Annotated in this window: 15 protein-coding genes; 6 read left to right on the forward strand and 9 right to left on the reverse strand. The window is 69.2% G+C overall.

The genetic code is table 11. The features are described 5' to 3' along the window. A partial coding sequence (locus VF794_RS38805; protein WP_331118591.1) for a citrate/2-methylcitrate synthase occupies positions 1-521 on the forward strand: 521 nt, incomplete at its 5' end. 96 nt (positions 522-617) lie between these two features. Next, positions 618-2297: a DUF6311 domain-containing protein gene (locus VF794_RS38810; protein ID WP_331118593.1), complete on the forward strand. Its 1680-nt coding sequence runs from the start codon at positions 618-620 to the stop codon at positions 2295-2297. Here VF794_RS38810 and VF794_RS38815 read toward each other — a convergent pair. Further along, a complete protein-coding gene (locus tag VF794_RS38815; RefSeq protein ID WP_331118595.1) occupies positions 2278-7329 on the reverse strand; it encodes a CHAT domain-containing protein in 5052 nt (1683 codons plus the stop codon). The two genes, VF794_RS38810 and VF794_RS38815, sit on opposite strands and share 20 nt — an antisense overlap. Before the next feature lie 75 nt (positions 7330-7404). Then, positions 7405-9231, reverse strand: a complete 1827-nt coding sequence (locus tag VF794_RS38820) for a long-chain fatty acid--CoA ligase (RefSeq protein WP_331118597.1) — start codon at positions 9229-9231, stop codon at positions 7405-7407. A gap of 87 nt (positions 9232-9318) precedes the next feature. Between VF794_RS38820 and VF794_RS38825 the strand changes: the two genes are divergently transcribed. The 3 genes from VF794_RS38825 (at position 9319) to pyk (ending at position 12127) form a co-directional block, all read left to right on the forward strand. After that, a complete protein-coding gene (locus tag VF794_RS38825; RefSeq protein ID WP_331118599.1) occupies positions 9319-9672 on the forward strand; it encodes a hypothetical protein in 354 nt (117 codons plus the stop codon). 261 nt (positions 9673-9933) lie between these two features. Then, entirely contained in the window at positions 9934-10521 is a 588-nt protein-coding gene (locus tag VF794_RS38830; RefSeq protein WP_414641014.1) for a bifunctional nuclease family protein, read from the forward strand. Positions 10522-10723: 202 nt separating this feature from the next. Then, a complete protein-coding gene (gene pyk / locus VF794_RS38835; protein ID WP_331118603.1) occupies positions 10724-12127 on the forward strand; it encodes a pyruvate kinase in 1404 nt (467 codons plus the stop codon). A 14-nt stretch (positions 12128-12141) separates the two neighbouring features. Here pyk and VF794_RS38840 read toward each other — a convergent pair whose 3' ends face one another. Then, positions 12142-14406, reverse strand: a complete 2265-nt coding sequence (locus tag VF794_RS38840) for a sensor histidine kinase (protein ID WP_331118605.1) — start codon at positions 14404-14406, stop codon at positions 12142-12144. Between the two features lie 11 nt (positions 14407-14417). Then, positions 14418-17192 (reverse strand): hypothetical protein, encoded by a 2775-nt coding sequence (locus tag VF794_RS38845; RefSeq protein WP_331118609.1) that lies wholly within the window; start codon positions 17190-17192, stop codon positions 14418-14420. A gap of 236 nt (positions 17193-17428) precedes the next feature. Between VF794_RS38845 and VF794_RS38850 the strand changes: the two genes are divergently transcribed. After that, positions 17429-18784 (forward strand): MEDS domain-containing protein, encoded by a 1356-nt coding sequence (locus VF794_RS38850; RefSeq protein WP_331118613.1) that lies wholly within the window; start codon positions 17429-17431, stop codon positions 18782-18784. A 51-nt stretch (positions 18785-18835) separates the two neighbouring features. On the opposite strand, the gene VF794_RS38855 is transcribed toward VF794_RS38850, so the two are convergent. The 5 genes from VF794_RS38855 to VF794_RS38875 form a co-directional block, all read right to left on the reverse strand. Continuing rightward, complete coding sequence (locus VF794_RS38855; protein ID WP_331118614.1) at positions 18836-19519, reverse strand: hypothetical protein; 684 nt, start codon at positions 19517-19519, stop codon at positions 18836-18838. 14 nt (positions 19520-19533) lie between these two features. Next, positions 19534-20652: a glutamine-hydrolyzing carbamoyl-phosphate synthase small subunit gene (carA, locus tag VF794_RS38860; protein WP_331118615.1), complete on the reverse strand. Its 1119-nt coding sequence runs from the start codon at positions 20650-20652 to the stop codon at positions 19534-19536. Next, a complete protein-coding gene (locus VF794_RS38865) occupies positions 20652-21953 on the reverse strand; it encodes a dihydroorotase (protein ID WP_331118616.1) in 1302 nt (433 codons plus the stop codon). The genes carA and VF794_RS38865 overlap by 1 nt, the downstream gene beginning before the upstream one ends. Continuing rightward, on the reverse strand, positions 21950-22843 hold the full coding sequence (locus VF794_RS38870) for an aspartate carbamoyltransferase catalytic subunit (RefSeq protein WP_331118617.1): 894 nt from the start codon (positions 22841-22843) through the stop codon (positions 21950-21952). The genes VF794_RS38865 and VF794_RS38870 overlap by 4 nt, the downstream gene beginning before the upstream one ends. A gap of 7 nt (positions 22844-22850) precedes the next feature. Further along, a partial coding sequence (locus VF794_RS38875) for a hypothetical protein (RefSeq protein ID WP_331118618.1) occupies positions 22851-23379 on the reverse strand: 529 nt, incomplete at its 5' end.

Here is a 23379-nt window from a genome sequence, read left to right on the forward strand (position 1 = left end):
CCGCCGCCGCCTCCGCCCTCTACGGCCCCCGCCACGGCGGGGCCAACGAGGCCGTCATCAAGATGCTCACGGAGATCGGCTCCCTCGACAACGTCGAGGCCTTCGTCGGCGACGTGAAGCAGGGCAAGGGCAAGCTCCAGGGCTTCGGCCACCGCGTGTACAAGTCCTACGTCCCGCGCGCGAAGGTGATCAAGCGCGTGGCGGACGAGGTCTTCGAGGTGACGGGCAAGAACCCGCTGCTGGAGATCGCCGTGGAGCTCGAGCGCATCGCGCTGCAGGACGAGTACTTCGTGAAGCGCAAGCTCTACCCGAACGTCGACTTCTACTCGGGCCTCATCTACGAGGCGATGGGCTTCCCGGTGGAGATGTTCCCGGTGCTCTTCGCGATTCCCCGCACGGTGGGCTGGTGCGCGCAGTGGCAGGAGATGGTGAAGGATCCGGAGCAGAAGATCGCCCGTCCGCGTCAGGTGTACACGGGCCCGACGCGTCGCGACTACGTGATGATGACGGACCGCAAGTAGCACCAGCACCAGCTGGGAAGAGGGCCGGGGTGAGGGTCTACGGACTCCACTCGCGGCCCTCTTGATTTTCCCCCTCCACGCCCGCCGCCCCGCTCCGTGACTCCTCCCGCTCCCCCGCTGGCTCAACGTCTCGCGCCGTGGCTCGCCGCGCTCGGGGGCCTGGGCTGGTTCCTGTGGCTGGGAGGGGGCGCGGTGCTGCCGCCCACGCGCATCGACTGGATGATGCGCGAGGACTGGGCCGCGCACATCTTCGGCTGGCTCTTCTTCCGCAACGCGCCCTGGCAGTTGCCCCTGGGCGCGGCGCCCAACCACTTCTACCCCTACGGCACCTCGGTCGCGTTCACGGACGCCAACCCGTGGCTGGCCGTGCTGCTCAAGCCCTTCTCCCCGTGGCTCCCGGTGGACTTCCAGTACACCGGCCCCTGGTTGGGACTGTGCTACGTGCTGATGGGCTACTTCGGCGCGCGGCTGGTGGGGACGGTGTCCTCGCGCGCCGTGCACCAGGTGCTCGGCGGCGTGCTGCTGGCGCTGGCCCCGGTGATGGCGGCGCGCTTCGGCCACCCGACGCTCTGTGCCCACTGGCTGCTGGTGGCGCTCCTCTGGCTCAACCTGCGGGAGTACCCGGACGCGCGCGCGGCCTGGCGCGGGCTGGCGCTGGCGGCCCTCTTCAACGCCATCGGCGCCGGAACGCACCCCTACTGGGTGGCGATGCTCTTCCCCCTCACCGTGGCGCTGGCGGTGCGGCTCGCCTGGAGCCACCTGCTCGGCTGGGCGCGCGTGGCCGGGGCGGCCGGGGCCATCGCCGTGCTGGACGTGCTCCTCTTCTCCCTCTTCGGCTACTTCGGGGGGAGCGGGCTCGGCGCGGAGGGCTTCAACGAGTTCTCGGCGGACCTCGCCACGTTGTTCAACCCCATGGGCTGGTCCCGTCTGCTGCCGGATCAGCCGGCGCGGCCCCGGCAGGGCGAGGGCTTCGGGTACCTCGGAGCCGGGGGGCTGCTGCTGCTCGCCGTGGCGCTGGCGAGCGCGGCGATGCGCTCGCGCACGGTGCGGCAACTGCCGTGGCGGCGGGTGGTGCCCGTGCTGGTGGTCGTGCTGGGAATGGCCGTGTACGCGCTCTCAGGGCACGTGACGTGGCGGGGGCAGCCCGTGGTGGACGTGAGCGCCCTCTATGCGCCCCTCGCGAAGCCGACCGCGGCCTTCCGTGCCTCGGGACGCTTCATCTGGCCCCTGCACTACCTGCTGGTGTGCGGCGCCCTCGTGCTGGTGGCCCGGTTGTGGCGCGAGCGGCCCGGAGTCGTCACCGCGGTGCTGGGACTCGCGCTCGGGGTGCAGGCCCATGACTGGCGCGCCGAGCGCGGTCCGCTCCAGACTCGCCGGGAATTCCCCCGGCTGCGGGCCCCCGAGTGGGAGGAGCTGAAAGGCTCGTACCAGCACCTCGCCCTCTTCCCCGTGCAGGCGCAGTGGGTGTGCCACTACGACGAGCCGCTGGTGAATGCCCTGGCCTATACGGCGTACCGGCTGAAGCTCACCTTCAACTCCGGCTATGCCTCGCGCACGCCCCAGGCGCTGGAGGAGGACTGCCGTGCCACCATGCACCCCGGTGGCGTGGAGGCCCAGACGGCCTACGTGGTGATGCCCGCGCGGCTTCCCGGCTTCCTCCAGGCCGGCGCGCGGTGTGGCGTCCTGGAGGGGCTCGCCGTGTGCGTGGCGGGTGAGCGGCGGGACGCCTTCGCGCGAGCGTTGGAGCGCCAGCCGCTCAGCGGAAATCGCCAATGAGCGTGAAGGGGGCCCAGTACCCGGGATGCTGGTAGAGCCGGCGCCCGTCCTTCTCCGTCAACCGCAGCACGTGGAGCTGCGCCTGACGCAGGGCCTCCAGGGTGTCCACCTGGGGGGACTTGCGGAGCTGGGCGTAGAAGGTGGCCATCAGCTCGCTGGTGGCCTTGTCGTCCACCTTCCACAGCGACGCCAGGATCGATGGGGCCCCGGCGGCTCCGAAAGCGCGGGCCAGCGAGATGAACTCATCGCCCGCGCGGTTGCCGTGCTCGAGGGCCGTCTCACAGGCGGACAGCACCACCAGCCCCGTCTTCCCCTCCAGGTCGCTGAACTGGACGATGTCGTCCACGGAGAGCGGTCCCCGGGCCATCTTCAGGTGACTGGCGAGCGCGTTCTTGCTCAGCACGCCATGGGTGGCGAAGTGGATGATGTCGTAGCCGCCCGCCAGCTCGAAATAGCGCTCGTTGGTGGCGTCCTGTCCGTACAGCACGCGCGCGTCGGGGTAGGACTCGGAGGTGATGCGCTGCAGCTCCTGGCGAGCCCTGAGCAGGGTGCCATCCGGGTTGGCGAAGCCCAGCAGGGTATTCGTCCGGACCTTGCGCTCGGGGTCCATCATCTTGAAGAAGGTGGTGGAGGAGAGATAGCCGAGCCGGTGCTTCTCCAGCACGTAGACGGGGCGGCCGGAGGCATCCGGCGTGGAGAGCGCGTGGAAGGGCAGGTAGTAGAGCGGCCCGAAGGGCACCACCAGCGTCGTCTTCGCCCGCGCCATCTCCGCTTCGATGGGGGCGATGAGCCAGCCGTGCAGCCGCTCGGCCAACACGGACACCTCCTTCGATTGCTGGACGAGTGCATCGTGGTAGGCGAACACCGCCTCCTCCACTTGAGCGGGGGGCACGGACACCTTCACCACCTGGGCACGGTCCTGGCCACGGGTGATGAGGAAGGCATACAGCGAGTCCGAGGCGATGAAGTACACCACCACCAGCGTCCCCTCGGGCAGCGCGTTGCGCACGTCCGAGATGGATTGGGGATCAATGGCCAGCAGGCCGTAGAGCTGACCGTGCTCACTCTTGAGGGCCTGGAGCTGCCGCAGCATCTCCTTCTTGGTGCTGGCGACCACCTGGGAGAGGGCCGCGATGCGCGCGTCGCTGCGCAGCTCGGGCGACTTGGAATACTCCTCGGAGATCTGCTGCTGGGCCGCCCGCGCCCTGGACTCCGCATCCCCGATTTGCTGGAGCGTCTCCTGGAGCTGACCGTCGCGGACCTTCAGGCGGTTGGAGTCGAACATCTGGCGCAGGCGCGAGTCGTGTGACAGCTGGAGCAGCTCGAGCGCGCGCTCGGTCTGGCCCAGGCGCAGGTAGTGCTCGATGGCGTCCTCGAACACCTGGCGCCTGCGCCCGTAGGAGAGCAGGCGCTCCCGGTCCCCCTCCCCCTCGCCAGCGCTCCCCATCACCCGGCCGAGCTCGGCCACCGCCGTCTCATACTGGGTGGAGGCCTCGGCCTGCTTGCCGCTCGCATCCAGCGCCCGTGCCAGGGCGTAGTGGGCCAGCCAACGCGCCTCGGGCATGTCGGAGGCGTCCGCGATCCGCACCGCCTCGTTCGCCGCCGCCAGCGCCGCCCCGGCCTGACCGCGCTGCACCTCCACGAGGGCCAGCTCCGACTGAGCCTCCCCCTCCATCACCAGGCGCTTGCGTGCGCGCGCCAGTTCGATGACGGAGGCCAGGGCCTCGCGTGCCTGAACCAGCTCGCCCAGCGCCGCCCGCGCCTCGCCCACCCCCTTGAGGGCCTCCGCCTGATGCATCTCGTCCCCCAGGCCGCCATAGAGCACGACGGCCTGCTCGTAGGAGCCCAGGGCCGCCCGTGGGTCGTGCGACGCGAGCAGCGCGGCGTTCCCGTCCCACAACCGTGCCTGCGCGCGCGTCGCCGTATCTCCCGTGCGCTGGCCCAACCGGTAGACCTCCTCGAACCGTGCACGCGCCCGCGCCGCGTCTCCCTGCTTGATGTCCAACGCGCCCAGCAACATGAGGGCGAAGCGCTCGTTGCCGGGATCCACCGCCTTGCGGCTGCGCAGCAGCAGATCCTCCGCCAGCTCGCGTGACCGCTTCGGCTCGGACATCATCCGAGCCGTATCGGACAGCGAGCCGAGTGTCTCGCGCTCCAGTCGCTGCTGGCCGGTCCGCTGGGCGAGCTGGAGCGCGCGCTCCAGTTCCTGTCGCGCGATGTTGAGCCGGCCCGTGTTCAACTCCAGCAGGCCGAGATCCTTGTGGATCCTCGCCAGGCAGACCTCATCGTCGAGTTCCTCGCACAAGCTCCGGCCTCGAGCGAGTGCCTGGCTCATCGAATCGAGTGAGCCGTTGTTGCTCTCGATGCGGGCGACCCCCACCTCCATGTCATGGAGCGTGAGCGGGTCGCCCTCCGCACGCGCCGCCTCGAGGATGGGGCGGAGGAGGCTCAACGCGTCGGCATACCGTCCCTGGTCGGAGAGGAGAGAGGCCCTCCACCTGGCCATGTGGAAGACGAGATACTTGTAACCCACCGACTCCAGCAGTTCCTGGGCCTGGGCGGCGTAGCGCTCGGCGGTCTTGTAGTCCTCGCGCGAGGAGGCCTGCCCGCTCACCGTATGGAGTTCCAGCGCCCGCAGGCCGCGCCGCGCGAGCTCGGCCACGTCGCGGGCGGCGAACTCCTGGCTCTTCTCGTCCACCAACAGGGGGCCAAGCACCGCGAGCGCCTCATGGAAGGCACCGGTGTCCACCAGGGCCCGCGCGAGCGTCACACGGGCCGCCGCCTCGTCCGGCCGCTCCCGGAGTGCCAGGCGCGCACGCACCAACCCGACGATCCGAGCCCGGGCGGGCGTCTCCGCCCGCACCGCGTCGGCCGCCGCCGCCTTCAAGGGGAGCCGCACCAGGCTGGACTCCGACGAGGCGATGGCCCAGTTCGCCTCTTCATGGTGGGGTGTCCCCACCAGCGCATCCGCCTCGCGCCGGGCCGCTTCTCCGAGAGTCATGGCGACCAGTGCGCGCACCAGCCGCAACCGGTTGCGTGCCACGTCCCGCCCCTCCGAGATGGCGCGTGCCGCCTCCTCCGCGCGCAGGGCGGCCAGGAGGGTGTCCTTCACTTCAGACTCGTCCGGACGAAGCGCGTGCGCCTCCTTCGCCCAGCGCACCGCCTCCTCGTAACGGCCCCCGCTGGCACTGAACTGCGCCATGAACTGGCGGGGCCAGGCGTACTTCTTGTCCGCCAGGGCGCGCTCGGCGGAAGTACGCGCCTCCGCCAGCCGCCCCTCCTCCAGGTGCACGCGCGCCCACATGTAATGCGTGTAGGGCGCATCCGGCCCGAGCGCCTGGGCCACCTTCAGCTCGGCGGTGGTGGCCGCCAACTCGCCGCGCCATAGGAGGAGCCAGGCGAGAGCCTGGTGTGCGGCCAGATCCTTGGGAGCCCGGCGCAGCTGCTCCCGCCGCAGCTCGAGGGCCAGCTCCACCTCGAAGACGTCATAGGCCGTCGACGCCAGTCGGGCCAGTCGCTCCTCCACGCGCCCTGGCTTTCCGGCCTGGTCACACTGCTCGAGCAGCCGGGTCACCAGCTTGCGGGCAAACGGGAGCTCGTGCCGCTCGATGAGGCCCTTGGCCCGCGCCTCCAGCTCCTCGAGATCCTCCAGCAGGGCCACGCGCCGCTGGCCGCTCCGGATCTGCTCGATCTCCGCCTTCGTCTTCGCCGCGTCGAGCGCGGACCAGTAACGTGTCTGGGCGGCGCCCCAGTAGCCCAGGGACGCCTGCTGCTCGGCGCGAGCGATCAGCGCGCGCACCGAGCCGGGCCGGGCCTTGAGCTGTTTCAGTTGCTGGCAGGAGACCCTCTGCTCCGAGGCGTCCTTGTCGGGTCCGCGCGCCAGCACCCGCGCGAGGATGCGCAGCCCCTCATCGAAGCGCTCCTGCCTGCAGGCCACGAGACCCCGGTACTTGAGCACCTGCTCGGGCTGGTAGCCGGCCGCCTCCAGCTTGTCGAGTTCCCGCGTCGCGTCCGCGAACGCTCCCTGGTTGAAATAGGCGACCATGAGCTTCCAGCGCAGGGCCGTGTCGTCCGGGTCCTTCTCCAACATGGCACTCCACACGCGCACGTTGGTCATCGCCTCGAGCCGCTCGCTCAGCGGCTTGTCGTCCGGCAGCAGCTCCAGCCCACGGCGGAAGGCGGCCTCGGCGTCCGCGAAACGTCCTTCCTCCGCGGCCTTGTCCCCCTGCTCCATCAGGGGCTTGACCCGGCGCTCGAGGGACTTCCGGATCTCCGCCGGCGAGCCATTGACGATCCAGGTCCCGTACACCTCCACCAGCTTCCAGGTGTCGCACATGTACTTGCCCGGGAACTCGCGCACGAACTCGAAGAAGGCCAGGACCTCCGCGGGGCCGGTGGCTGCGAACGCCTCGCTCAAGGTCTTGCCATGGAATCGGCCCCCCTCGAGGCGCTGGGTGTAGACCTCGCCAGCGATGTCCGCCCGCGCGTGGATCTCCGCAACCAGGGCATCGAGGACGCGCGGGCGCCAGGCCTCCAGGGGAAGCTCGCGAATCTCCCCCAGCCGATAGATGGGGGCCTCGTCATCGAGGGTGCGGACCTCCACGTCCAGCAGGGCCACCTCGAGGAGAGGGTCATCCCGCTGCGCCTCGGTCACGTCGAGGTGATAGCCGAGGGGGTCGCCCTCCCGCACCGGATCGGTCACCAGGAACAGCTTGAGCCGGGCCGAGTGCTCCTCCAGGGACTCCACCCGAGCCCGGGCCAGACGCACGGGGTAGCCGAAGGAGTACTGTCCGGTCTTCGGGTCCTTGCGCCGCGGGTAGATGCTCAGGTCCTTCGCCTCGCGCGTCAGCCCCTCCGCGCGCCCGCGGTTCACCACCACGGTGGTGGGGTTGATGACCCGCAGCACCCGTCCGAAGGTCTCGAAGCGCACCGGCGCGGAAGGTGCGGCGGGGGCGTCGGCGGCCCGCGCCGGTGGCGAGGCCACGACGGCGAGGACGAGAGACAGCACCACGAAGCGAAGCAGGCACGACACGGGCACCCCCCGGCGAATGCGCGCCAAAGCGCCCGAATCCTAACAGTTCCTCCCCACCCGGAGAAACGAGGAGCCCTACCCCGCCTGGACCTCGGGGGGACCCGCGTCCTCCTCGGCGTACAGGGACTCGATGAGGTCCTCGTGGCGGGCCTCGACGGCCTGGCGGCGCACCTTCATGCTGGGGGTCAGCTCCCCGCTGGCGATGGAGAAGTCCTCGGCCAGCACGGCGAAGCGCTTGATGGTCTCGAAGCGGGCCAGCCGCGGGTTCACCTCGCGCTCCAGGGACTCGTGGAGCAACTGGCGCAGGCGCGAATCGGTGGCGAGGGCCTTCAGGTCCTCGGGCCAACCGTGCTGGCGTGCGAGGGCTCGGGCCCGCTCGGGGTCCAGGGTGAGCAGGGCCACGAGGAACTTGCGGCGCTCGCCGATGACGACGGCATTGCCCACGGGAGGCACGGCCTTGAGGAGCAGCTCGATGTGGGCGGGAGCCGTCTTCTTGCCGCCGGAGGTGACGATGAGTTCCTTCTTGCGGCCGGTGATGTGGAGGTAGCCCTCGGAGTCGAGGTGCCCCACGTCGCCGGAGTGGAGCCAGCCGTCCTGGAGCAGCTCGGCGGTGGCGGCGGGGTCCTTGTAGTAGCCCAGGCAGATGCCCCCGCCGCGCACGAGGATCTCCCCGTCCTCGGCGATGCGGACCTCCACCCCCAGCAGGGGCCGGCCGAGTGAGCCCAGGCACGTGGCCCCGCGGGTGTTGAGGGAGGTGGGCCCGCAGGACTCGGACTGGCCGTACACCTCGCGCAGGACGACGTCGAGCGAGGCGAAGAACTCGAGCACGTCGCGGCCGATGGGGGCGGCGCCGGTGGAGAAGAAGCGGGTGCGATCCAAGCCGATCTTCGCCAGGAGCGCCTGGAGGACGGTACGCCGGGCGAGCTGGTACTGCCCCTCCTGGTGCAGGGGGACGCGCTGGTGGCGCAGCGAGCGGGCATGGCGCTCGGAGGCCACGGCGCGGGCCCAGCCCACCACCTTCTGGCGGGCCGGCGGCAGCTCGCGGAGCGACTGCTCGATGCGGCCCTTGAACTTCTCCCAGACGCGCGGCACGCCGAAGAAGAGCGTGGGCCGGGCGTCGCGCAGGTCCTCGGCCAGCGTCTCGAAGGACCGCGCGAAGTAGACCTCCGCGCCGACCAGGATGGGCCCATGGAGGCTGAGCATCTGCTCGGCGATGTGAGCCAGCGGCAGGTACGAGAGCAGCACCTCACCCTCCTCCTCCAGCTCGGCGGCGCGCATGAGGTGCTCGGCCGTCCACACGAGGTTGCGGTGGCTGAGCATCACCCCCTTGGGGTGGCCCGTGGTGCCGGAGGTATAGATGAGGGTGGCGAGCGCGTCGGGCTGGAGCGCGTTGACGGAGTCCCAGTAGGGCCCCTCATCGACGCCAGTGCCCCGCTGGAGCACGTCCGCGTAGCGCAGCACGCCCTCGGGCAGCGGGCTGGAGGGGGCGTCCATCACGATGATGTGACGCAACCGTGGCACGCGCTCCCGCACGGCCAGTGCGGTGGCCAGGTGCTTCTCGTTCTCCACCACGAGCAACCCGGCCTCGCAGTGGTCGACGATGTAGCGCACCTGCTCCAGGCTGCTGGAGGTGTAGATGCCCACGGGCATGCCGCCCAGGGCGAGGGCGGCCATGTCCGCCACGAGCCACTCCTCCCGGTTGAAGGAGAGGATGGGCAGGGCGCTTCCCCTCCGGAAGCCGAGCCCGTGCAGCCCGAGGGCGAAGCGTTTCACCCGGAGGGCATATTCGTGCCACGAGGTGGGCACGTAGTTGCGCCCCCTGCGCGTCCACAGGGCCGGACGGTGCTGCCGCCGGGTGGCTTGATCCTGGAGCGCATGCACCATCGTCCTGGGCGTGTCCATAGAGGGTTTCAGGGTACTGAAACCGTGTAGCGGCCCGCCACGGGCGTTGACAGGCAACCGGGCGGCTATGTATTCCGCGCGACTCACATGACGATCGATCTGACTTGCCAGAAGTGCGAGGGCACCTTCGAGCTGGACGCTGGGGACCTCATCGAGGGGACGGAGAAGCTCGTCTGCCCTCATTGCGGTCAGAAGGTTGCGACCAACATCCAGGAGGACTTCGTCGCGGCCCTCACCGAGATGCGCACCCAGGTGGCCGTGCTGGGCAAGAAGTTCTCCGTCTCCATGTCGCTGGAGACCGAGGATCTCGAGGACGAACTCGACGAGGACGAGGAGTCCGACGATGACGAGGAGGAGTCCGACGACGAGGAGCTGGACTTCGACGAGGACGAGGACGTGGAGGACGAGGAGGACTACGACGAGGACGAGCCCGAGAGCTGATGCTCGCCCGTCTACCCCCGCGGTCCACGTCGCCGGGCGACAAAGCGGTGAGAGGCTGGGGAGCAGGCGAGCATGAGGCGGCGCCCTCCCCTCACCCGCGCACATGCACACGTTTGCAGGGTGAAAACGCCCATCTCCGCCACTTTCCTCCTTGCTCCGCTGTCCGCCGCGCTGCTCGCTCTGGGAGGCCTCGTGCTCCCGGGATTTGCTGGCGCCCCACCCTCGGTGAAGGCACCCGTCGCCAGTGAGACAGCGGCCTGCGTGCCAAAGCAGGGTGGAAACCCCGCCGCCTGCAAGGAGCTGATCGAGCTCCAGGTGCGCGACGTCATCCCGCTCGTGGAGGCGCAGACGCACGCCGTGGTGCTCTCCACCGAGGACGGCGAGCTGGTGCTGCCCATCTTCGTGGACGAGTCGGCCGCGGTGGCCATCGCCTTCCGCCTCGCCCACATGCAGCCGCCCCAGCCGCTCGCGCAGGATCTGCTGGGCTCGCTGGTGACGGGGCTGGGCGGCAAGGTCGTCGAGGTGCGCATCGACGACCTGCGCGACGACATCTACACCGGCCGGATCTTCCTCACCCAGGGCAAGCGCAAGCTGTCGCTGGACGCGAGGCCCTCGGACTCCATCGCCATGGCGCTGGACGGCAAGGCCCGCATCATGGTGACGCGCAAGGTGCTGGACGAGGCCGGCATCAGCCGCTCGGAGATCGACGCGCTGCGTGAGGAAGGCCCGGGCGTGGGCGGCAGCGGCGACGCGGAGCCGATGCACCCGATGGATCCACACCAGGGCCAGCCCCCTCCGGGACTCGCCCCGCCGCTGGTGCCCGAGAAGACGGACGAGATCAGCCTCTAGCGCTCCGGAAACACACCCCGCGGAAAGGCGAAAGCCCGGCCCCCCCTCCAGGGACGCCGGGCTTTCTCGCAACGTAGGGACGAACAGACCCTGGAAAAAAGTACCGCCGCGCCGACGCCGTCGCTCTCGCCCGCGTGAATGGTGAGTATTCCCTAGGACGTGAAGCTGTCAAGGCGGCGGCATGCGCCTAGGATGCGCGCCCATGCGCAAGGCGAAGATCATCTGCACGCTAGGGCCGTCCTCGGACTCCTCCGAAGTCATCGAGGCACTCATCCGCGGCGGTATGAACGTGGCCCGACTCAACTTCTCGCACGGCACGCACGACCAGCACCGCCGTCGGGTGAACCTCATCCGCCGCGCCGCGAAGAAGCTGGGAGTGCCGGTGGCCATCCTCCAGGACATCCAGGGGCCGAAGATCCGCCTGGGCAAGTTCGAAGGTGGGTGCATGGAGGTGCAGACGGGCCAGACGGTGGTGGTGACCACGCGCTCGCTGATGGGCCACGGCAACCTCATCCCCACGCCCATCAAGTCGCTGCCCAAGGACGTGGCGGCGGGACACCCCATCCTGCTGGACGACGGGCGGGTGCGGCTGAAGGTGGAGAAGGTGAAGGGCCAGGACGTCACCTGCTACGTGGAGCTGGGCGGCATCTTGAAGGACCACAAGGGCCTCAACCTGCCGGGGGCGCACGTGTCGGTGCCCACGGTGACGAAGAAGGACGAGGAGGACCTGGCCTTCGGGCAGGAGGTGGGGGTGGACTACGTGGCGCTCTCCTTCGTGCGCACGGCGGAGGACATCCGGCGGGCGCGCAAGCTGGTGGCGCGGCGGGACACGCCGCTCATCGCGAAGATCGAGAAGCCGCAGGCGGTGGACAACCTGGAGGCGATCGCCCGCGAGGCGGACGGCATCATGGTGGCGCGCGGGGACCTGGGCGTGGAGATGCCGCTGGAGAAGCTGCCGGCCATCCAGAAGCGCATGGTGCGCACGGTGAACGCGATGGGGGGCGTGGTCATCGTGGCCACGGAGATGCTGGAGAGCATGGTGAACAACGCGAGGCCCACGCGCGCCGAGGTGTCGGACGTGGCCAACGCCATCCTGGACGGGGCGGACGCGGTGATGCTCTCGGGGGAGACGGCGGCGGGAAAGCACCCGGTGGGGGCGGTGTCCACCATGGCGCGCATCGTGGAGGAAACGGAGACAGGCGCGGTGCGCAACCTGCAACACGTGCCCTTCCCGGACTCGGGCCATGACATCTCCACGGGCGTGGCGGCGGCGGCGGTGGCGGCGGCCGAGCAGATGGGCATCCACACCATCGTGGCCTACACGGAGCGCGGTCTGACGGCGCGGCTCATCTCCGAGTTCCGGCCGAGGGCGCGGATCGTCGCGCTGACGCCGAACCCGGACACGGTGAACCGGATGGCGCTCTACTGGGGGGTGACGGCCAAGCACGTGGGCCGCTGCCAGTCCACGGACGCGATGCTGCGGCAGGTACGGCGGCTGTGCCGCGAGGACGGCATCTGCGCGCTGGACACGCCGGTGGTCATCGTGGCGGGCGTGCCGCTGAACGAGCCGGGGCGCACCAACATGATCTCGGTGCACCGCATCTGAGCGAGGCTTCGCCGCTACGGAGTTTCCCGCCCGCCCTGCTGCTCCAGGGTGGCGGGCAGCTCCAGCGTGAAGGTGGCCCCCTGCCCCGGCCCGGCGCTGTGAACGCTCAGTGAGCCCCCCATCTCCTGGGCCGCCAGGGAGCTGGAGTGCAACCCGAAGCCGTGCCCCTGCTCGCGGGTGGTGAAGCCGTACTGGAAGATGCGGGTGAGCATCTCCGGCGCGATGCCCATGCCATTGTCCCGCACCTCGATGTGGATGCGCTCGGGGGTGGGCTGTTTCAGACTCACGAACAGGCGCCGCTCCGCCTCGGGCACCCCATCCAGGGCGTACCTCGCGTTGCTGACGAGGTTGACGAGGATCATCAGCACCTTGTGCTTCTCGGTCACCACGGGCGGCAGGGGCGCCAGGTCGCGCACCACTTGCACGGAGTGCCGGCCGAGCGCGGCCTGGTTGATGCGCAGGGCGTCCTCCACCAGCTCGCTCAGTTGGACCGGCTCGAGGAGATGCTGCGGGGTGCGGGCGTAGCGCTGCTGGAGCTTGACGATGGCGCCAATGTGCTCGGTGTGCCGGTTGACGTCGCCGAGCAGGTTCCAGAGCTCATGGCGCTCCGACAGCATGTGCTTGCCCAGCTCGCGCAGGAAGGGCATCACGGTGCGCCCACGCTCGTCCTGGGAGAGGAAGGTCGCCAGGTCGGTCTGCCGCGCATCCACCAGTTCCACCACCCACTGCAACTTCTCGAGCTTCAGCGTGGAGAGTCGTTCCCTGGCCAGCTGCGCCGAGGAGTGGACGCTGGTCAAGACGTTGCCGACGTTGTGCAGGATGTTGGTGGCGATCTCGGCCCGGCCCACCTGCCTCGCGGTCTCCAGGAGCTGCCGGTGGGTGTCCTGGAGCTCCCGGGTGCGCTGCTCCACCCGCTGCTCCAGCCCCTCGTTGGCTTGCCGCAGGGCCTCCTCGCGTCGCTGCACCTCCCCGGCCATCCGCTGGAAGGCGTGCGCCAGCTGCCCCAGCTCGTCGCCGCGCGAGGTGTCCAGCGCCACCTGGAAGTCACCGGCCGCCAACCGGGCGCTGGCCTGGGTGAAGGCCAGCAGCGGGTGGGAGATCTGCTGCCGGAGTACCCAGTACATGATGGCCAGCTCCATCAGCAGCGACAACACGCCGAACGCCAGGACATAGCGCGCCACCCGGAAGGCGGCCGAGGACACCACCTGCTCGGGCAGCACCGTGACGAGGTTCCAACCCGGGCCCTCCAGCCGCTTCACGGCGAGGTCCTCGTCGTACTCTGGAATTTCCACCACGGCCTGACCGGCTGGACGGGCCTTCACCCGCTCGAAGATGGCGAGCAGGTGGGCTCGCTGCTCCGCGGTGCCGATCCGTGCGGACGCGGCCCCCGGCTGCTCGGCGGCGCTCAAGATGTTGTAGCCCTCCTCGGAGCCTTCCAGCTTCAGGTCTGGATGGGCGATGAGCTGACCATCCTCGCGGAAGAGCATGTTGTACGCGCCGGGCAGGTGGTCGTTGAGGGTGCGGCCCTTCAGCTCCTCGATGAGGATGTCGTGGCTGATCGTCGCGACGTGTCGGCCCTCCACGTCCACCGGGGTGGAGACCGAGACCATCGAGGCATTGGCGACGGGATCCGAGAAGATCGCGGTCCAGCCCGTCTGCCTCCGGGGATTGTTCTCGGGGGTGGTGATGGTGAAGAACTCGAAGTCGCTGCTCACGAAGCCCGGCTCGGCTTCCCGACACCAGGTCGGTCGCTCCGGCCAGTAGATCACGATCGCCCCCCCCGGCAGCGTGACGTAGGTGTTCTGGAAGCGCACGTGGAAGGCGGGCCCGTACTGGGCGACCACGTCGTACGCGGCCAGGAGCTGGCGGCGGAGGTCGACTCCGGCCGTCACGCCCTTGGGAACGAACACCCCCGGCATCCTCGTGCCGTCGAACCCCTCGGGGCGGTTGCGGATCGTGCCATCGGGGAGCTGCGCGAACAGGCTGTCGAAGCGGGGGCCGGGTTCCTGCTGGCGCCAGGCCTGGAGCCGCTCCTCCAGGGCCTTCTTGAGGACGACGTGGTTGTCCTCCGCCTGCACGAAGATGGCCTGCTCCCGCTCGGCGCGCTCCGCCACACCGCGCTCCAGCTGCACCAGGACCTCGGTGCGGAAGGAGTTGAAGATGTGGAGGTAGCTGAAGACGGTGGCCAGCGCGATGATCACCGCGATGCGCACGCCCATCTTGATGAGCGTCGCGCGGGCCAGGGAGGACCGGGCTGCTGAATCGGGAGCGGACTGCATGGCCGGTCAGCTCAAGGCGTGCTGAGGGGATCGGCCGGATTGCTCCCCGCCGCCCGCTCGTCGCCGTCGAGGAACCCGTCGAGGTCGCGATCCAGCCCGATGCGCTGGCCCGAGCCCGGAGGCGTACAGGTGTACGTCAGCACCCCGCCGTTCGCGATGATGTACGCGCGGAGGGCTGAATCGGAGACGGGGGGCTGGCCCTGCCGGTCGCGTGAGAACTGCCCGCTTCCGCCATAGAGGAAACCCACCTCGTGGCCCAGGACCCGGCCCTTCGCCACCAGCTCGCACTCGCCGACATCCGCGCGCGCCCTCAACAGGTTGATGCGGGGGCCCACCACGGTCGGGTTGACGGCCGTGAGCGTCACCTGCTGGCCGACGATCGGCGCCAGGTTGGTGTCGAAGGCCAGCAGGTACTGCTCCATGTCCTTCTTGACCTGGACGCTCTCGGGCGTGTCCGGCATGCCCACGGAGTTGAAGATGGGATGGAAGTCGAAGCCGCTGTTGAAGCGGAACAGCGTGTCGACGGAGCCGTCACTGTTGAAGCCGAAGCCGCGGACCTGATCGCCGAGGAAGGGGTCGGCGAGCTGGAAGCCGAAGTCGTACGCCACGCCGAACATGCCGACCTTCTGGTACAGGTTCCGCAGGTGCGGGGTCTTCGGGAAGATGGACGTCGCGACGAAGGCCGAGTCTCCCTGCGTTCCGAACACGCCCTTGAAGGGGCCCGCGCTGGGGTTGGCGTTGGGATCCACCTTGTGGCACGACGCGCAGGGGCCATGGAAGAAGCTCACGGTGTTGAAGAAGAAGTCGCGCCCCGCCTGCTGCGCCGGTGTCAGCGAGTTGTCGAGGTTGCGCACCGGGTTGGGCGGGTAGCTCAACTGGAGCATGAAGTCGGTGAACTGCTGCATCTCCGCCGGGGAGAGCTGCGCGTTGCGGCCGAGCAGATCCACGAACGCCGGGTTGAACTGCTTGAAGGCCGCGACCTCGTCGTAGGCCCCGCTGTTCGGCTGGAGGCTCGGCGCGTCGTTGCCGCCGGTGCGATCTCCTCGCCAGTGCATGGGCCCGTGGTTCGCCATCCCGCGCAGGCTTTGGGTGGCCAGCGGACCCTTCACCGGGTGGAAGTCGGGGTCCTGCCCGAAGGTGGCATCACTCCCGAACTCGGGCGGCACCTGGACGATGGGGTTGAGGTTGTCCTTGACGGTGCCATCCGGGTTGCCGAGGTCCCAGTCCAGGCTGTCGAAGTCGCCGAAGATGTGGCAGCTCGCGCAGGACGAGTCCCCGTGGCTCGAGCTCTTCCGCGCGTCGTAGAGGAACGGGCGTCCCTTCACCACGCTCTCCGGCTCGGGGTTGTACAGCTTCAGGTGGGCGATCTCCTGGCGGGTGGCGGTGTTGATGATGGAGAGGCCGTTGTCGAAGCGCGTCAGCACGTACATGCGCCCGCGGGCCTCATCCAACACGAGGCCGGTCGGTCCGCCGCCGCTCAAGAGGATCTGGTTCGCCGTGCTCGGCACGAAGGTGTCGGCCTCGAGCGCGGCGGTGGAGTAGACGCCGATCTTCGAGGAGCCGAACGCGGCCACGTACAGCGTGGAGCCGTTGGAGCTCACCGCCATGCCGAGCGGCTGCGCGAGGCTCTTCTCGTTCTCGGGGTTGGGCAGAGGGGCGCAGCAGGAGCTGTAGTCGATGTGCTTGTTGAGGTGCCGGGGGGCGACGCCCGCCGGGCTCAGCACCGAGATGCGGCTCTCGTGCAGGTGGCCCCGGAGGCTGGTGCCGGCGAAGAGGCCGGCGCCCTCGAAGCGCAGATCATTCCGGGCCTCGGTGTTGCTGACGTACACCTTCCCGCTCACCGGGTTGACGGCCATGTTGAACAGGATGGTGCCCACGCCCGAGTAGAAGCCGGCCGGGCCCGCGAGCTGCGCCGGCGGGTTGGAGGTGGCGTCGATGGCGAACACGTCCTTGTCCGGCAGGGAGAAGCGCACCTTGTCCGTCCACGAGCGGCCCAACACGTCGACCCAGTCCTGGCCGTTGTACTTGACGAGGACACCGACCTCCGTCGCCGGCACCCCCTGGAAGTTGGTGTTGGGACCCGGGACGCCGCCCACCGCCTCGCCGCCATTGGGCACGAGGAGATCGTGGAGGATGGTGCTGCGGTTGCCGGAGTGGAACGCCGCCGCGTAGACGCGCGAGCCGTCGGGCGTCACCGCGAGCGCGCGAGGCGTGTCGCTGAACAGGTTGACGATGGAGAGCGGGTTGCCGCCGAGCGAGAGGCCCAGGTTGTCGGCGTCGAAGACCCAGACATCGGCCCGGCCGACGCCCGGCGTGGTGAACTGAGGATCGAAGGGGACATTCTGGCCACGGTGGGCGGCGGTGATGAAGGCGCGCCGCTTGAAGGGCCCGGCGAAGACGATGTCGCGAGGCTCGTCACCGACGAGCAGGGTCCGCACCACGGCACCGCCGCGCCCGTCCGCGCCGAGTCGCACGACGCTCACGCTGTCGGACAGGTGATTGACGACCCAGACCTCCTCGTCACTGCGGGCGGCGACCGCGACGGGCTCGAGTCCCACGGGTACCGAGGAGCGGTGGACGAGGTGGCCGTTCTCGACCTGGAAGACCTCCAGGCGGTTGTCCGGGGAGTTGACGGCGAAGAGCAGCTTGCCGCTCGGCGAGAGCGCCAACGGGCGGACCTGCCCGCTCTCGAAAAGGGTGAAGCCCGCCGCGACCGCCTCGGAGCCCGCCACCAGGCCCACGAACAACAGGGCCGCGAGCACCACTCTCAAACCCCTGACATCCATGAATCTCTCCATGTAATTACGGAATTTCGTGCTTTTCGCTGTCACGAAGGCGCAAAATACATGGAATTGTGCACTTGCACGGAACGCGTTGTAAACGGAATGTCCCGGCTGGCGCGAAAAAGAGGCACTGGAGCGCCTGTCCCATCGGCTGCTTTATCGGCGGGGGCGTAAGCCGTACTTGAAAGAGGCAGATCTGCGATGTTGTAGGCGGACCCCTCCAAGCTTTCGGGAACTTCATGCACGAACAACTTCGACCCAGCGGACTTTCGGCCGTCGGTTCCCTGCCCTGGGGGTCGCACTTCTGTCAGTTCTACGGAGTGCAAGAAGACCTCGTGGACTCGCTCGTGCCGTTCTTCAAGGCGGGCCTCGACAGCAACGAGAAGTGCCTCTGGGTGACCTCGGAGCCGCTTCCGGCCAGGGACGCGCGAACGGCCCTTCGCAATGCCGTCCCGGATCTCGCGGAACGTGAGCGGCGCAACCAGATCGAGATCATCGACCACCAGGACTGGTACACGGCGACGGGGAAGACCGACCCGGACTCCACCCTGCGAGGATGGGTGGAGCGGGAGGAGCGGGCCCGGGCGGATGGGTTCGCCGGGTTGCGGCTGACGGGCAACACCTATTGGGTCGAGCGCTCGGACTGGAACGGCTTCGTCGATTACGAGGCCCGCGTCTCGAACACCTTCCAGGGTCGCAACATCATCGGTCTCTGCAGCTACTGCCTGGACCGGTGCCAGCCCCACGACATCCTGGACGTGGTCGCCAACCACCAGTTCGCCCTCACGCGCAGGGCGGGCGACTGGCATGTGATCGAGAGCGCCGCGCTGGGCATGGCGAAGGAGGAGCTGCACCGCCTCAACGCCGAGCTCGAGTACCGGGTGCTCGAGCGGACCACCGAGCTGGAGCAAGCGGTCCGCTCGCGAGATGAGTTCCTCTCCATCGCGTCGCACGAGCTGAAGACCCCCATCACCTCGCTCCAGCTCTATGTGCAGGGGATGGTTCGCGCCCAGGCGAGGGGAACCTTGACGCCGGAGCAGCTCAACGCCCGGCTGAATCGGGTGCAGGTGCAGTGCGGCCGCCTCGAGAAGCTCATCAACAACCTGCTCGATGTCTCCCGCGCCGATGCCAGGACGCCGATGCTCCAGCGAGAGTCCTTCGACATGTCGGAGCTCGTGGCGGATGCGGCGGAACGCTTCGCGGAAGAGTTCACCCGTGTCGGCTGCCAGGTCACGGTCGATGCACGTGAGCCCCTGGTGGGCTGCTGGGACAGGATGCGGCTGGAGCAGGCGATCACCAACCTGCTTCAGAACGCGGCCCGCTATGCCCCGGGCTCTCCCATCCACATCCGGGTCCAGGGCGAGGGCCCCTGGGTGCGAATCGTCGTGCGAGATGGCGGCCCGGGCATCTCCGAGAAGGACCACGCGCGAATCTTCGAGCGCTTCGCCCAGGCGGGAAGCGAGCAGTTCGCGGGGGGCTTCGGCCTGGGGCTGTGGATCGTGAAGCAGGTGGTCGAGGCCCACGACGGCAACGTGACGCTCGCCAGCCGTCCCGGAGCGGGCGCGACGTTCACCTTGATGCTGCCGTGTGACTGACGGCGGCGCCCGTGGGGCCCGGCGAACCGGGCCCCCATGCGTCACCCTTCCCTAGCTGGCCGACGCGAGCCAGGGAGTGGTCTGCGAGAAGTCGTAGATGCGCTCGATGGAGATCTGCTTGTAGCGCTCGACCTTGACGGCGCGGCGGGCGCACTCCCAGACGAGCTCCTGGGGAGAACGCTCCGGCTCCTTCTTCTTGCGGCGCTTGACCTCGGCCTTGATGGACTTCACGGCGACGCGAGGGTGGAAGCAGAAGGCGGAGGAGAACAGCAGGTGGCCGGCGAAGGGGATGAGCCGGGCCTCCAGGACATCTCCGGTCTCGAGCCCGGCGACGTGGCGGCGCTCGGTGACATCGAAGTCCTTGCCGGAGTACAGCTCGCGCAGGCGCACGAGCCCCTTGCCGAGCTTGCGCACCTCGAAGAGGCCGTGGACGGTCTCGGTGAAGCAGCGGAAGGCGTTGGCCTCCTCGGGGGAGGCGCTCTGCTGGCGCAGTTGGTACAGCTCCGCGGCCGGCGTCAGCTTGGAGATCGGCGAGACGCGATCGAAGAGGTAGTAGTCCAGGAAGGACGCCATCCGGAGCTCGAAGATCTTGTCGTCCTCGAAGACCTCACCAGTGAGGCGCAGGTACTCCGCCTTGGCGTCGAGGAGGTCCGGCTTGCGCGACTCCTGGCTGCCAAAGGCGATGAGCTGATCCAGATAGGGCTGGTACGACAGCGGGGAGAGCGGGGATTCCATGTGGCGGTGCGATCCTACTCTCCGGCCATCAGCTTCGCGAAACGCGAGAAGAGATAGCGGGCGTCGTGCGGACCGGGCGAGGCTTCCGGGTGGTACTGCACGCTGAAGGCACGGGCGTCGGGGATGTGGAGACCCTCGACGGTGCCATCATTGAGGTTGATGTGGCTCACGACGGCCTTGCCCTTCACGCTGGCGTCGTCCACGGCGAAGCCGTGGTTCTGGGAGGTGATCTCCACCTTGCCGGTGGTCAGGTCCTTGACCGGCTGGTTGGCGCCCCGGTGGCCGAACTTCATCTTGTACGTCCGGCCGCCCAGGGCGAGCGCCAGAATCTGGTGGCCCAGGCAGATGCCGAACACGGGCACCTTGCCGAGCAGCCCGGCCACGGTCTTGTCCGCGCCCACCACGGCGGCGGGATCTCCGGGGCCATTGGCGAGGAAGACGCCGTGGGGCTTCTGGGCGAGCACCTGCTCGGCGGTGGTACCGGCGGGAACCACCGTCACCCGGCAGCCCACGTCCACGAGGAAATGGAGCATGGAGCGCTTGAGGCCGTAGTCATAGGCCACCACGTCGAAGCGGAGCTCGGGGGCGGGCCGGGGCGCCTCGTCGAGGAAGTTCGGGGTGGGCGAGGTGAAGAGGTAGGGCTTGTCGGTGGACACGCCGGTGGCGAGGTCCAACCCCTCCATGCCCCGAGCCCCGCGGGCGCGCTCCACCAGGGCGGCGGCCGTATGGTCCTCGGTGGAGATGACGCCCATCTGCGCGCCGTGCGTGCGCACGTGGCGCACGAGGCGCCGGGTGTCGATGCCCTCGATGCCGACGATGTCGTGGCTCTTGAGGTAGGCGTCGAGCGTCTGCTGGGCGCGCCAGTTGGAGTGCTGGGAGGTGGCGTTGCGCACCACCATGCCCACGGCATGGGGCTTGGGGGACTCCTGGTCGCCGGGGTTGGCGCCCACGTTGCCCATCTCGGGGTACGCCATGGTGACGATCTGCCCGACATAGGAGGGATCCGTGAGGATCTCCTGGTAGCCGGTCATCGACGTGTTGAAGACGACCTCACCGACCGTCTCGCCGGTGGCGCCCAGGGCGCGACCCTCGAAGGTGGTGCCATCCGCCAATGCCAGCACTGCCCGCTTCATCACCTGGACTCCTTGATGTGTCCGTCCTCGAAGACGAGTCGCCCGCCGACCCACGTCTGGGCGACCCGACCTGTCAGCCTTCGACTGTGGAAGGGGGTATTGCGGCTGCGGGAGAAGAACCGTGCCGAGTCCACCGTCCACTCCACGTCCTGCTCCACGACGACCATGTCCGCCGGGGCTCCGGGGGCCAGGTGACCGCCCGACAGCCCGAATGCCTTCGCGGGCCCGTCCGTCAGCAGGCAAACCGCCCGTGACAGGCTCAGCACGCCCTCGCGCACGAGGCTCAGCGTGAGGCCCAGGGCCGTCTCCAGGCCCACCACGCCGTTCCACGCCTTCTCGAACTCGACCTGCTTCTCCAGCACGCCATGGGGCGCGTGGTCCGTGGCGATGGCGTCGATGGTGCCATCGGCCAAGGCCTCGCGGATGGCTTCCACGTCGGCGCGGGAGCGAAGAGGGGGATTCATGCGGGCATGGGTGTCGTAGCCGCCCACCGCCTCGTCATCCAGGGTGAAGTGGTGCGGCGCGGCCTCGGCGGTGACGCGCAGGCCCCGGCGCTTCGCCTCGCGCAGCAGGCGGACGCTGCCCTCGCAGGAGACATGGGCGACGTGCAGCCGACCCTTCGTCTCCTCCAGGAGGATCAGGTCGCGCGCCACCATGGCCACCTCGGCCGAGGGTGGAATCCCCACGAGGCCCAGCCGCGTGGCGGTGCGCCCCTCGTTCATCACGCCCTTGCCGGAGAGCGTCAGGTCCTCCTCGTGCACCATCACGGGGACGTCGAAGAGGGTGGCGTACTGGAGGGTGCGGCGCATGAGGCCGGCGTTCATCACCGGGCGGCCGTCGTCGGTGATGCAGACGCAGCCGGCGCCGAGGAGCGCCCCCATCTCCGCCATCTCCTCGCCCTGGAGGCCCTTGGTGATGGCGCCCGCCGGGTACACGTTGCACAGCCGCGCCTCGCGGGCCTTGGCCTTCACGTACTCGGTGACGAGCACGCTGTCGTTGACGGGCTTGGTGTTGGGCATGGCCACCACCGAGGTGAAACCGCCCGCCACCGCCGCCATGCAGCCGGTGAGGATCGTCTCCTTGCCCTCCTCGCCCGGCTCGCGCAGGTGCACGTGCAGGTCGATGAAGCCCGGCAGCACCAGCCTGCCCTGGGCATCCACCACCCGCGCGTCCGGCACGTCCAGCGCCGTCTCGGAGACCTCGGCGACGCGGCCGTCGCGCACCAGCACGTCGCGCACGCCGTCCACGCCGTTGCGGGGATCGATCACCCGCCCGCGGCGGAAGAGAACCGTGGAGCTCACCGACACACCTCCTCCAGGATGGCGCGGCGGACGGCCACACCATGCGCGACCTGCTCCAGGATGACGCTGCGGGGGCCGTCGGCCACGGCGGGGGCGATCTCCACGCCGCGATTCATGGGACCCGGGTGCAGGACGAGCGCCTCTGGCTTGAGCCGCTCGGCCCGGGCGGCGTTGAGCCCATACAGGCGGGAGAACTCGCGCGTCGAGGGGAAGAAGTTCTCGCCCTGCCGCTCCGACTGCACGCGCAGGCACATGACGGCATCCGCGCGGGGCAGCACGGCGTCCAGGTTGGAGGTGACCTCGGCGCCGAAGGACTCCAGGCCGGGAGGCAGCAGCGTGGGCGGGCCGCACAGCACCACCCTGGCACCCAGCGTGGTGAGGCAGTGCAGGTTGGAGCGGGCCACGCGGCTGTGGAAGATGTCGCCGACGATGAGCACCGTGCGCCCGTCCAGGCGGCCCCAGCGGCGACGCAGGGTGAAGGCGTCCAGCAGGGCCTGCGAGGGGTGCTCGTGGGTGCCGTCCCCGGCGTTGATGACGGCGCAGTTCACGTGCCTGGCCACCAGGTGGGGAGCACCCGAGGAGCGGTGCCGGATGATGAGCGCCACGGGCCCGGTGGCCTCGATGTTGCGCACCGTGTCCAGCAGCGTCTCGCCCTTGGAGACGGAGGAGCCCGCCGTCGTCCAGTTGAGCACCTCGGCCCCGAGCGCGTGTGCCGCCATCTCGAAGGAGGTGCGAGTCCGGGTGGAGTCCTCGAAGAAGAGGTTGGCCACCACCCTGCCCTTCAGCACGTGCGTGGCGTCCGGCCCACCGTGGACGTGTGCCTCCGCCCGGTCCAGCAGCGCCTCGATGTCACCGCGCCGCAGGCCCTCGATTCCCAGCAGGTGTCTCATACGCTCCCTAGCGCTGCCCTGGGATGCCTTCCTTCTCGACCCGGAAGTGAATCGTGCGCACGTATTTGCTCGGCTTGAAGCGGACCGTCCGGTCGTACTCGACCCGGACGAGGACGCTCGAGGTGACCTCGCTGCGCTCGATGACGATCTGCTCCGGCTTCAACCCCAGACCGGGCACGCGGGTGGCCTTGCCGAACTTGTCGTATTCCCAGTGGTAGCCCAGGCGGTTGGTGCGCTCCAGGATGGTGTTGAGCATCGCCCGCTCATCGAACACCGCGATGGCGCGGTTGTGGGCCGCCGTGACAGCCTCCTTCACGGTGAGGTTGTCCACGTAGACGGGAACGAGCATCGCGGCGACGTAGATGGCCCCGGCGAGGAGGGCCAACAGCACCAGACCACCGAGGCTTACCTTTCCAGAGGGAGCGCGCATGAGCCCGGGGCGTAGCAGCGGCGTGCGCGGTGCGTCAAGCACCGCGACGTGCTTCAACGCACCGGCTCGAAGAGGCGGTCCGTGCGCAGCCCGGTGCCCTCGAAGA

The organism is Archangium sp. (assembly GCF_036389735.1).
In the GTDB taxonomy this organism is placed as follows: Bacteria; Myxococcota; Myxococcia; order Myxococcales; family Myxococcaceae; genus Archangium.

Bases quoted from the DNA above. Each gene is read 5' to 3' on its own strand.
- VF794_RS38820 (WP_331118597.1), bottom strand. From the start codon at position 9,231: ATGGACACGCCCAGGACGATGGTGCATGCGCTCCAGGATCAAGCCACC.
- VF794_RS38825 (WP_331118599.1), top strand. From the start codon at position 9,319: ATGACGATCGATCTGACTTGCCAGAAGTGCGAGGGCACCTTCGAGCTG.
- pyk (WP_331118603.1), top strand. From the start codon at position 10,724: ATGCGCAAGGCGAAGATCATCTGCACGCTAGGGCCGTCCTCGGACTCC.
- VF794_RS38840 (WP_331118605.1), bottom strand. From the start codon at position 14,406: ATGCAGTCCGCTCCCGATTCAGCAGCCCGGTCCTCCCTGGCCCGCGCG.
- VF794_RS38845 (WP_331118609.1), bottom strand. From the start codon at position 17,192: ATGGATGTCAGGGGTTTGAGAGTGGTGCTCGCGGCCCTGTTGTTCGTG.
- VF794_RS38850 (WP_331118613.1), top strand. From the start codon at position 17,429: ATGCACGAACAACTTCGACCCAGCGGACTTTCGGCCGTCGGTTCCCTG.
- VF794_RS38855 (WP_331118614.1), bottom strand. From the start codon at position 19,519: ATGGAATCCCCGCTCTCCCCGCTGTCGTACCAGCCCTATCTGGATCAG.
- carA (WP_331118615.1), bottom strand. From the start codon at position 20,652: ATGAAGCGGGCAGTGCTGGCATTGGCGGATGGCACCACCTTCGAGGGT.
- VF794_RS38870 (WP_331118617.1), bottom strand. From the start codon at position 22,843: ATGAGACACCTGCTGGGAATCGAGGGCCTGCGGCGCGGTGACATCGAG.